The organism is Mycoplasmopsis gallinacea, from assembly GCF_900660495.1.
In the GTDB taxonomy this organism is placed as follows: Bacteria; Bacillota_I; Bacilli_A; order Mycoplasmatales; family Metamycoplasmataceae; genus Mycoplasmopsis; species Mycoplasmopsis gallinacea.
Genome location: NZ_LR214950.1, coordinates 779,162 through 790,532, shown reverse-complemented (window position 1 = coordinate 790,532; position 11,371 = coordinate 779,162). Strand labels below are relative to the sequence as shown.

The following is an 11,371-nucleotide window of genomic DNA, read 5'->3' as shown; positions in this document are numbered from 1 at the left end:
TTTATCTTATTTTTTATTATTTAAATTATATATTATCTATGTGCAAATGCTCCAATATTTGGGAAAATCACATAAAAAAATACAGCAAAATTGCTATATTTTAAAACTTTTTTTAACTACAATATCTTTATATTCTTCGATAATGCGATTTGATGTTTTACCATTAAGTAAATTAGTTATTTTAAGAACTTTAATTCAAGTTTTATCTGATTTGTTTTCTTCTCTATTTTGTAATATTTTAAATACCACAAATAGATTTGATCTTTTACCAATTATTCGCGTGATTAAGAAAAAAGTAATTACAATAAAACTAAATGCAATAATCCCCATTACTGCAAGTCCTAAGTTTTTCTTAGTAACTGTTTTAATTTGAATTTGTTCGCTTGCAACTAATGCTAATAAAATGATAATTCCAATCGCAAAAAGTGAAAATAAAGCTGATAAAACAAGTCCAGCTATAAAACTTTTTTTCGAATTTAAAACATTTGAATTCATAGTTAAATGATACTCCTAATTCTAATTTAAAAAAGAAAAAAAGCAAGCAAATGTGCTTGCTTTTAGGTCATAAATGAAATGGTGCGAACGAATGGACTTGAACCATCGACCTCACGATTATCAGTCGTGTGCTCTAACCAGCTGAGCTACGCTCGCATGTATATCTATTATACACTAAAATGTAAAATAGATAAGAAAAATTATTAAATAAATTAACGTTTTGAGAATTGTCTTGCACGACGAGCTGCACGTAAACCTGGTTTTTTACGTTCTTTAGCACGAGCATCTCTTGTAAGCATTCCTGCTGCTTTTAATGCTGCACGGTAATCTGCACTAACTTCAAGTAAAGCACGAGCAATACCTAATCTAATAGCACCTGCTTGACCACTTAATCCACCACCAGCAACATTTACACTAACATCGAATTGTCCCACTGTTTCTGTTAAAACGAAAGGTTGGTTTGCATCTTTAAGGTAAATATCTGAAGTTAAGTATTCTCTTGCATCACGTTTGTTGATTACAAAGTTTCCTTTTCCTTCTGTAAGTCTTACACGAGCAACTGAAGATTTTCTTCTTCCTAATCCACGGTATACTAATTCTTTAGCCATAATTATTTAACCTCTAATCTTTCTGGTTTTTGAGAAGCATGTTGGTGTTCTGGACCTGCGTAAACAAATAAGTTACGACGTTGTTTGTTTCCTAATTTTGTGTGTGGTAACATTCCGAAAATTGCTTTTTCTAAAAGTGCAATAGGTTTTTTAACTCTAAGTTTTGCTGCTGTAATGCTTTTAAGACCACCTGGGTATCCTGAGTGTGAGTAGTAGATTTTGTCTTCTTCTTTGTTTCCTGTAAGAACAACTTTATCTGCATTAACAATAATAATGTTGTCTCCCATGTCAGCATTTGGTGTAAAAGTTGGTTTGTGTTTTCCTCTAAGTACGCTAGCAACAAATGATGCTAAACGCCCTAAAACTTGACCTTCAGCGTCAATAACATATCATTTTTTGTCAGCTTGGTGTGCATGTTGCATTGTTGTTTGTCTCATGACTGCCTCCTACGTTTAATTTATTTATTTTTAATACTTGTTGAGTGTTTAATATTTATCAAAATTGAAATTTATCTTCGGTCATTAAATAAATTGCTTATTTATTATAACACAAAAAATTATTTTAGTATATTCAAAAAATAAGACATTTTTTATAGCTGATAATTAGCAACGAAAATTGCTAAATTAATTTCGCAAGTAAAGCAATTGCAGCTGTTTCTGCTCTTAAAATTCGCTTACCTAAAGAGATGCATTCAGCTCCATTTTCAATCGCTAAAGTAATTTCACTTTCACTAAATCCCCCTTCAGGACCTACAAATAAAGCAACATTTTTTTCGCTATTAAAAATACTTTCATTTGTAAGTTTTTGCTTTTCGTGTGCAATTATATTAATAAATTCTTTATCAAATAATGCTTTAGAAAATTTCTCAATTTCACTAAGAGTTGGGATAATGTTTCGAAAACTTTGCTCAGCTGCATTTTTTAAAATTTGGTTTCATCTTTGAGAAAATTTATCTCATTTTGATTTAACTTTTTTCACTAACATCCCGTCAGTGAAATTTGTTTGAACTGGAACAATTTTTGTAACTCCAAGTTCAGTAGCTTTTTGAAGTGCTCATTCAAATCTTTCTAATTTGATAAGTGGCATATAGAGCACAACTTGAAAAGAATGTTCATGATTTTCTTCAAACTCTTCAAGGATATATGCCTTAGCGCCTTCTTGTTTGCAAATAAAGAATTTGGCTTGATAAACACAAATAAATGGTTTATCGCCAATTCTTAACACTTTTAAATGATCTAAATTTTCTTTTGAGAGCTCAAAATACTTATTATCAATTTTTTGTTCCACAAAAAAGCGATTCATTAATACTCCATAACCTCTTCATATTCTTCAAGAGTACCTCTGAAAAGAAAACTCTTAGTTGGTGATTGAAGTTCTAAAATAACATCAGCACATTGGTTAACAAAAGCGCGGTTATATGTTGTAAAAATTGCTCCACCTTTATATGCTTGTACCCCTTCAATTACAGAGTCAATACTTTCAGTATCAAGGTGATCAAGTGGTTGATCTAAAATAATGAAGTTACTTTCTAAAAGCATCATTCTAGAGAACATTAAACGAGCTTTTTCACCTCCGCTGGTTACTGCAACTTTTTTAAATACAGAATCATTGCTAAAAAGCATTCTTCCTAAAAAACCACGCATTCTTGAATCTGAAACATCTCTGTTTTCTTCAACAGTGTTTTCAAGTGGTCATTTAGAAATTCATTCTAAAATAGTTTCATCATTTTTAAAGAACTTACTGTTTTCATTTGGGAAGAAAGTGGTTTTGATTGTTTGGCCTCATTCAACAGTTCCACTTGTTGGTTGTATTTCACCTGCTAAAATTTCTAAAAGTTTTGTTTTAGCAATATCATCATCTCCTACAATAACCATTTTTTCACCTGGTCTTAAGGTAAATGAAACATTTTCAAATAAAGTTTGCCCTAATTCATTTTTATAAGTTAAGTTTTCTACTGTTAAAATTTGTTTTCCATGATCACGATTCATTTCTCAACGGATAAATGGATATTTACGGTTTGAAGGTTTAATTTCATCAAGTTGGATTTTTTCAAGTGATTTCTTTCTTGATGTAGCTTGTTTTGATTTAGAAGCATTGGCACTAAAACGAGCAATGAAATCTTTTAATTTCTCAATTTGAGCTTCCTTTTTAAGGTTGCTTTGTTTCATCATTTCACGAGCTAATTCAGACGATTGTTTTCAGAATGAGTAATTTCCTGTGTAAATTTTAGCTTCAGAGTAGTCAATATCAACAATGTGTGTACAAATTGAGTCTAAAAAGTCACTATCGTGGCTAACAACAATAACAACATTTGGGTATTCAATTAAGAAGTTTTCAAGTCATTTAATACTTCTTAAATCAAGGTGGTTAGTTGGCTCATCCATAATTAAAATATCAGGGTTTCCAAAAAGAGCTTTAGCAAGAAGAACTTTAATTTTTTGGTTAGCTGTAAGATCTTTCATTTGCATACTTCATTTTTCTTTAGGAATTGATAAGTTGCTAAGAAGTTCTTGAGCATCATTTTCTGCAGTTCATCCACCTAATTCACCGAATTTATCTTCAAGTTCAGCAGCTCTTTCATAATCTTCCATTGTTGCTTCAGGGTTAGCATAAATTGCATCTTTTTCTTCTTTAACAGCATATAAATCAGTATTACCCATAATAACAACTTCAGTTACAATCATTTCATCGTAAGCATTATGATCCTGGCTTAATACTGAAATTCTCTTATTTTTTTCACGAATAATTTGGCCACTTGTTGGTTCAATTTGACCTGACAAAATCTTTAAAAAGGTACTTTTCCCTGCACCATTAGCACCAATAATTCCGTAAGTATTACCTTCAGTAAATTTTAAATTAACACCTTCAAATAACTTTTTATCACTAAAAATTTTGCTTAAATTTTGTACTTCTAACATATATCCTCCGTAAATTTAACTTATAAAGTTAATAAATTATAATAAATTTAAAAATAAAAATAAAAAAATAGCCTTTTTCAAGGCTGTTAACATTAAAGCATTTTACCTCAATGTCGGCTCGAAATAATCATAGCATAATTTTCACTTTTAGCAAAGAAAAAACCAAGGGAGAAAAGCCCTTGGTTTAGTGTTATTACTTATTTACGGAAATCGATAACTGCTCTACCGATAAATTCACCTTTTTCTAATTTTTCAAAAATATCTGCAACTTCTTCTAATTTAACAACACGTGTTACTTCTGATTCAACAAGTCCTCTAGCAGCATAATCAAGAGCTTCTTTTAAGTCTTTTCTTGTACCAACAATTGATCCAGCAAGTTCTCTTTCTGTAAGAACTGTTCAGAATACAGAAACTGGGAATTCATCTTTTCCAAGTTTATCTTTTGCAGGAAGCCCTACAAGAACTTGTCTTCCTCCACGACGAAGCATTTCCATTCCTTGAACAGCTGCTGCTGTAGCAACTGATGTATTTACAACACCGTGTGCTCCAACTTCTGTAACTCTAATAACCTCTGCAACTGCATCAACTTTTTTAGAGTTGAAAGCAAATTCTGCACCTGATTTAAGAGCTAATTCAACTTTTTCATCAGTTAAATCAATACCAATTGGACGGTAACCCATAGCTTTAGCATATTGAATTGCAAGTTGACCAAGTCCTCCAACTCCAATTACAGCTACAAAATCACCAGGGTGTAATTTAGCTTGTTTAACAGCTTTGTAAGTTGTAACTCCAGCACAAACAACTGGTGCTCCTTTAATTAAATCTAAGTTTTGAGGAACAACCCCTACATAATCTTCGTGACCAATTGCATATTCAGCAAATGAACCATCTTTTGTATAAGCTGACATATTTTGGTTTGGACAAAGTGTTTCTTTTCCACTAAGACAGAATTCACAGTGACCACAAGCATCATGTAATCAAGCTAAACAAACACGATCTCCTACTTTTAAGTGTGTACATCCTGGGCCTAATTTTTCAACAATACCAATTCCTTCGTGCCCTGGAATTAATGGGTATTTAGGCTCCACTAATCAATCAAAATTTGAAGCATGTAAATCTGTATGACAAATTCCACTTGTTTCCATTCTAATTAAAACTTCTTTTTCTTTTGGTTCAGGAATTGCAACTTCCTCAACGCTTCAATTTTTTGGTGAACGCACCACAAAAGCTTTCATTGTTTTAGACATGTTTAAAAAATCTCCTAAAAAGTAAAAATATTAAAAAAATATAGAAAAATCTTTTTTAAATTAGTTAATTTATTTTTTCTACATAATAATTTTATTACTTTTGAAGTGCCGTTATATTTTTAGAAAAAATTTATGAAAATGTGCAATGAAATTAAAAAATTTTGTGTTTTTGTAAAAAATAACCAAGCTTCAGCTTGATTATTCAGGTTTTTGTTCATTTTCAGAAGCATTTTGCTCTTTGTTTTTAGTTTCTTCTTCAATTTCAGTCATTCTACGTTTAATTGAATTGTATAAGTCGATTAATTCAGTTTCAAATTCTTCAACTGTTTTAGTTGGATCAAAAGGCATTGAAGAATTAATTTGTTGGAAAATTGGATCAAGTCTCATTTCCTTTGTAATTAATGATTTTCTACCAATTTCGTTAGCAAATACCGCAAGGATTGTTCGATAAGCAATTGACTCAATCATTGCTTCAAAAATCTTAGTTCCTTCATCAGTATAAATTTGGTATGGATTTTTTTGTGAGTATTGAACTAAATTTACATTAGAACGAAGTTTATCCATTCTGTTAATATGTACTTGTCATTTTGAATCTAAGATTCTTAAAATGGTGTTTCTTAAAATCGATTCCACTTCTTCATTTGATAATTTTTCTAAAGCGTTTGCTTTTCATTGATCAAAAATAGTGAGCATAACTTGTGAAATATATTCAGGAAGTTCTTTATCATGATATTTATGAAGTTCTTCTTCATAGAAAGTATGATTTAAAACTCTACCAATTCTTTCGTTTAAATATTTAACAAGTTCATCATATTTAAAGTTTCCATATTCAGTATAAAATTCAGGTCTATTAACAAAAACTTTAGCCGAAGATAGAATCATTCTTCTAATGATAAAATCCACATCATCACTTGTTAAAATAAGGTCTCTTTGTGAATAAATTAAATCACGTTGTTGGCGGATAACATCATCGTAGTTAAGCACAGATTTACGTGAATCATAGTTGAATCCTTCAATTTTCTTTTGCGCTTGATTGAATGTCATTTTTAAAGTTTTATTAGTGATTTCTTTACCAGCTTCATCTGAATAAGCTTCTTTAAAACTTTCATAATTTGAGAATCTTTGCATTAATGAATCATCAAGCGAAATAAAGAATTTACTTGTTCCAACATCCCCTTGACGACCGCTACGACCACGAAGCTGGTTGTCAATTCTTCTCGATTCAGCTTTATCAGTTCCAAGAACATAAAGTCCACCTAATTTAATAGCTTCAGGAGTAGGCTTAATGTCAGTTCCACGACCAGCCATGTTAGTAGCAATTGTAACTGATTTTACTTCACCAGCGTGTGAAATAATTTCAGCTTCAGAAGCATTTTGTTTTGCATTAAGCACAGTATGTGGGATATTTGCATCAAAAAGCATTTTGTGAAGAATTTCTGAATCTTCAATTTGAGCAGTACCTACTAAAACTGGTTGACCTTTTTCGTATAGCTCCTTAATTTTTTCAACAACAGCTTTTCATTTATCTTCATAACTAAAGAAAATTGAATCTGGTTCATCAATCCGAGCAATTGGTTTATTAGTTGGCACAACATTAACACGGATGTTATAAATGTCGATAAATTCTTGCTTTTCAGTTTTTCCAGTTCCGGTCATACCACAAAGCTTTTTAAACATCCTAAAGAAGTTTTGGTAAGTAATAGTTGCCATTGTTTTAGTTTCTGGCTCAATTTCAACCATTTCTTTTGCTTGAAGTGCTTGTTGAAGTCCATCTGAATAACTTCTACCATCCATAATTCTTCCGGTAAAAGCATCAACAAGTTCAATTTTCCCTTCTCTAACAATGTATTCAACATCGATTTTCATAACTTTATGTGCTCTTAAAGCATTTTGAATAAGGTGCACAGTTTCTGAGTTTTCAATGTGGTAAATATTATCAACACGATAAAAATTATTAGCTTTTTCAATCCCTGAGTGAGTTAAAGTAATTGCTTTTGATTCTTCATCAATTAAGTAATCCTCATTTTTTAAAGTACGTACAAATTGGTCAGCTGAAAAATACATTGAAATATCTTCAGAATCACCTCCAGAGATAATAAGAGGTGTTTTGGCTTCGTCAATTAAAATTGAGTCCACCTCGTCAATAAGACAAAAATTAAGTCCTCTTTGTACTTTTTCTTTAATGTTTTGAACCATATTATCGCGAAGGTAATCAAAACCTAATTCTGAGTGTACTGAATATGTAATGTCCGCTGCATAAGCTTGTCTTTTAGAATTTGGATCCATTTGTGCTTTGTTAATTCCTACTGTTAATCCAAGGAAGTTAAACACTTGTCCCATTTCCATAGCATCACGTTCAGTAAGGTATTCGTTAACTGTTGAAACAATTGCACCTTTTCCTTCTAAAGCATTTAAATAAACAGGAGCTATCGAAGTAATAGTTTTACCTTCCCCTGTTTTCATTTCTGCTACTGAACCTTGATCTAAAAGAAGACCTCCAAGTATTTGCACATCATAAGGTCTTTTTCCCAAAACACGTTTGGTTGCTTCACGCGCAACAGCAAAAACATCATTTCTGATTTCTTCTAAAGTGTGGCCTTTAGCTAATAAATCCTTAAAAAATGCTGTTTGACTTTTAAGTTCTTCGTCACTCATATCAACTACGTGTTTTTCCAGCTGATTGATCTTTTTTAAAGCTCTTTCAGCAATCCGCATTTCAGTTGATTTTATTTCAAAAAATTTAGTAAATTTATTCATATTTTTAAATTATAAACTAATAGAAAATAATTAATATATATCTTAATATACTAATTTGTATAAATTCAATTGATAATCTATTTGATATGGATCCTACAACTCATTCAAGTTTTGATAAACCAGAATTTACATATGATAATGATGGTGAAATAGTAATATACAATAGTGAAGTTAATGATTTCATTGAAAAAAACTACTTAAAAATACCAAGAAACAAACTAAATAAAGAGATTATCAAATTTATTGAGAAACGAAATGATTTTTATAAGAAGAAAAAGCAAGATTTGCGCATAAATTAGTATAATTTAAACAATATGAAACTATTTATCAATGAATTTGAGAGTTTAACTGAGTCAGAACGAAAAGTTGTGGATTTTTTGAATAGTGAAACAAAGTTTTTTTATGAAAAATCTATCGAAGAAGTCGCTAGTAGAATCCACATTTCAACTGGTGTGCTTACTAGGATGTATAAAAAACTAGGTTTTAAGTCTTTTAAAGAGATTCAATTCTTTGTTAAGTATAAATATTTAAATTCTGTTTCAATTTCAGAAAAATCTTCAATTAGCGAAATTATCGCTTATCACTATATGACAGCAATCAACCTCACTTCTAAAAACTTAGATATGAAAAAAATTGATTACATTGTTAATCAGATTTTAACTACCAAAAAAGTTTACTTATTTGGTGTTGGTTCAAGCGCAATTGCCGCTAGGGAGCTTGGATATAATTTACAAAAATTAGAAATCGAAGTTATTATTTGTGATGATTTCCACCTATTTTTAATTTCAATTGCAACCACAATGACCAAACGTCCTAATAGTGCTTGCATAATTATGATTTCTAAAACAGCACTGACAAATGAATTCCAATTCTTACTTAATAAGGTAGATCAATACAATATGCCTTATTTAGTAATCACAAGTAATAGAAGTATTACAGCTAAATATAAAAATGTTTTAGTTCATGAAAACTTAGAACAAAACAAACGATATGATGCTTTAACAAGTAAAATTGTGCAACAATATATTTGTGACATCATTATGTATCGGGTAAGAGAATTCAAAGGTTCATCTTACAACGATATGTCTCTTCAATGAATCAAGATGATTGATGATTGAAACAAAAAGTAAAAAAATATATTTTATACTTATCATTGTTGAAAATTTTTTACAATGATAAGTATTTTTTATAAATTGTATTTTTATTGAAAAAACGCAATTTTTTTATATTATTATTTTTATTAGTAGGTAACCCTACAAACATTCAACTTGTAATTAAAAACTCATTTATTCATTGTCAATTTAATATATAAATTCCATTTCTTTAAAATTTAAATTTAATTTATTGCAAAATATTTTCATTTTTTTATGCTTAAAATAATTCCTTCCGTTGAATGTTAAAATTTAACCTTTTTTATTTCAATACAACCCAGAATTTAGCTTCTGGGTTTTTAATATGCTTATTTTCTATGCAATCTTTACAAAGTACGTTATAGTATAATAATTTAATATGAAGGAAATTGTTTATCAATATAAAGGGATAGATTTTGTAATATATCCATTAATATCAGCGCAGCAATGTAAAATTGAAATTTTCCCAAAGAATGAATTTTGAAACACACATAATATGCACTCAAAAGGTGTAAATATAAAATTAAGTCTATCAGAATATCTAATGCTACAAAAAGCAGCTAAAATTGAAAATTGATATTTTAAAACTCAACTAGATAAGTATCTAGATTATCACATTAAATATAATTTAGGTGTTATAGAAATAAAAAATGAATGAGTTTTAAACCCTGGACAAATATGTTTTTTAGGTAAAAAACATATTTTAAAATGAGAATTTACAGATCAAATCACCAGTCCTATAGAATATAAATCTAAAATATCAGATGGTGAAATTATTCTTTTTGTATCTAAAGTCCTTGATAAAAGAGTAATTAAAAGAAGAGCAGTTTTAATGAATTTCTTAAAAGACCAACTTGGTGAAATTATCAGGCAAATTCAACCAAAATATGAAGAAAAATTATCATTAAAACCTGTAGATTTTGATATTTATGAGCTTTTACCAAATTCTAAAAGCACTACTATTGCTTGTGCTTGATATACAAAAAACTTAATACAATACACAATTTCTATGATTTGTGAGCATCCGGATTTAATTCAGCTTACAATCTTACATGAACTTTTGCACCATATTCATAAAGATAAAGGACACAGTGCTGGATTTTATAAAGATGGTGAAAAATTTATTAAAGATTTTAAATTGTTACATAAATTTTATTTCAGACCTAATCATCATAACAAAAAATTCTAGTTTCCCACTTAGTAGTATAAAAATAAAAAGCCGAATGTGCGCTATTTTCAGGCACATTCGGCTTTATTTGTTAATTATTTATTTATTAAACTTTTAATTTTTGTTTCAATTCACTTTGCAAATTCTGTAAGTTCATCAGTAATTTCGGCATCAAAACGATCTTTAATTGGGGAATCAATATCTAAAACTCCATATAACTTTTCATCAACAATGATTGGGATTACTATCTCCGATTTACTATTTGCATCACATGAAATGTGTCCAGGGAATTGATGTACATCTGGAACAACCACAACTTCTTTAGTAGTAGCTGCGTGACCGCAAACTCCTTTGTTAAACGGAATAATTGAGCAAGCTACTTTACCTTGAAAAGTATGCAAGTATAAAGTGTCATTTTCAGCTAAATAATAACCAACTCAATTAAGGTTTTCAACAGTATCATTAATATAAGCAGTTGAATTTGCAAGTAATGAATTTACATTAATTTCTTCGTTTAATAAACTAATATATTCTTGTTTTTTCATTGCATTATTATAAGCAAAAAATGCATTTTTAACTTTAAAAAAATAGCTTTTTTGCACTTTTTTACATTTTCAGGCAACTTTAAGAAAATAAAAATGCAAACCTAAGGTTTGCATTAATTATTAAATTAAGCTTGTTTAGCTAAGTCAACTAAAACTTTGAATGTTTTAGGTTCATTGATAGCTAATTCTGAAAGCATTTTACGGTTTACAACAACGTTAGCATTTTTAAGTCCTGAGATAAATCTTGAATAGCTCATTCCTTCAGCTCTTGTAGCTGCGTTGATACGAGCGATTCATAATTTACGGAAGTTTCTTTTAACTTGTTTACGGTCTCTAAAAGCGTATGTTCATGATTTAACAACTGCTTGTTTTGCAACTTTGTAACCGATTGATTTGTGACCGAAGTATCCTTTAGCTAATTTTAATCATTTTTTACGTCTTGCTCTTGTAACTGTTCCACCTTTAACTCTTGCCATAATTATTTCCTTTCTTAATTAAATTAA

Annotated in this window: 12 protein-coding genes and 1 tRNA gene; 3 read left to right on the top strand and 10 right to left on the bottom strand. The window is 29.7% G+C overall.

All coding sequences use genetic code 4. The annotated features are described in order from the left end of the window. Positions 1 to 93: 93 nt before the first annotated feature. The 8 genes from EXC51_RS03195 to secA form a co-directional block, all read right to left on the bottom strand. A complete protein-coding gene (locus EXC51_RS03195; RefSeq protein ID WP_129620480.1) occupies positions 94 to 495 on the bottom strand; it encodes a hypothetical protein in 402 nt (133 codons plus the stop codon). A 79-nt stretch (positions 496 to 574) separates the two neighbouring features. Next, positions 575 to 651 (bottom strand) — tRNA-Ile (locus EXC51_RS03190). Positions 652 to 707: 56 nt separating this feature from the next. Beyond that, complete coding sequence (gene rpsI / locus EXC51_RS03185; protein WP_129620479.1) at positions 708 to 1,103, bottom strand: 30S ribosomal protein S9; 396 nt, start codon at positions 1,101 to 1,103, stop codon at positions 708 to 710. A 2-nt stretch (positions 1,104 to 1,105) separates the two neighbouring features. Next, positions 1,106 to 1,540, bottom strand: a complete 435-nt coding sequence (rplM, locus tag EXC51_RS03180) for a 50S ribosomal protein L13 (protein WP_129620478.1) — start codon at positions 1,538 to 1,540, stop codon at positions 1,106 to 1,108. Positions 1,541 to 1,721: 181 nt separating this feature from the next. Next, entirely contained in the window at positions 1,722 to 2,405 is a 684-nt protein-coding gene (locus tag EXC51_RS03175) for a 16S rRNA (uracil(1498)-N(3))-methyltransferase (RefSeq protein ID WP_129620477.1), read from the bottom strand. Further along, on the bottom strand, positions 2,405 to 4,021 hold the full coding sequence (locus tag EXC51_RS03170; RefSeq protein ID WP_129620476.1) for an ABC-F family ATP-binding cassette domain-containing protein: 1,617 nt from the start codon (positions 4,019 to 4,021) through the stop codon (positions 2,405 to 2,407). Before EXC51_RS03170 ends, EXC51_RS03175 begins: the two co-directional genes overlap by 1 nt. Before the next feature lie 197 nt (positions 4,022 to 4,218). Continuing rightward, positions 4,219 to 5,256, bottom strand: coding sequence for an alcohol dehydrogenase AdhP (gene adhP, locus EXC51_RS03165; protein ID WP_129620670.1), 1,038 nt, complete (start codon positions 5,254 to 5,256; stop codon positions 4,219 to 4,221). 210 nt (positions 5,257 to 5,466) lie between these two features. Then, the gene (gene secA, locus EXC51_RS03160; protein WP_129620475.1) at positions 5,467 to 8,025 is read right to left on the bottom strand and encodes a preprotein translocase subunit SecA; all 2,559 of its coding nucleotides are present in this window, start codon (positions 8,023 to 8,025) and stop codon (positions 5,467 to 5,469) included. A gap of 26 nt (positions 8,026 to 8,051) precedes the next feature. Between secA and EXC51_RS03155 the strand changes: the two genes are divergently transcribed. The 3 genes from EXC51_RS03155 to EXC51_RS03145 all read left to right on the top strand — a co-directional run bounded on the left by EXC51_RS03155 (position 8,052) and on the right by EXC51_RS03145 (position 10,344). Further along, positions 8,052 to 8,324, top strand: a complete 273-nt coding sequence (locus tag EXC51_RS03155) for an MAG4270 family putative restriction endonuclease (protein ID WP_408634094.1) — start codon at positions 8,052 to 8,054, stop codon at positions 8,322 to 8,324. A gap of 15 nt (positions 8,325 to 8,339) precedes the next feature. Next, entirely contained in the window at positions 8,340 to 9,155 is an 816-nt protein-coding gene (locus EXC51_RS03150; RefSeq protein WP_129620473.1) for a MurR/RpiR family transcriptional regulator, read from the top strand. Positions 9,156 to 9,699: 544 nt separating this feature from the next. Then, positions 9,700 to 10,344 (top strand): YgjP-like metallopeptidase domain-containing protein, encoded by a 645-nt coding sequence (locus EXC51_RS03145; protein ID WP_129620472.1) that lies wholly within the window; start codon positions 9,700 to 9,702, stop codon positions 10,342 to 10,344. 74 nt (positions 10,345 to 10,418) lie between these two features. On the opposite strand, the gene EXC51_RS03140 is transcribed toward EXC51_RS03145, so the two are convergent. Both EXC51_RS03140 and rplT read right to left on the bottom strand, forming a co-directional pair. Next, entirely contained in the window at positions 10,419 to 10,868 is a 450-nt protein-coding gene (locus EXC51_RS03140; RefSeq protein ID WP_129620471.1) for a GAF domain-containing protein, read from the bottom strand. Positions 10,869 to 10,993: 125 nt separating this feature from the next. Beyond that, a complete protein-coding gene (gene rplT / locus EXC51_RS03135) occupies positions 10,994 to 11,344 on the bottom strand; it encodes a 50S ribosomal protein L20 (protein WP_129620470.1) in 351 nt (116 codons plus the stop codon). Positions 11,345 to 11,371 lie beyond the last annotated feature (27 nt).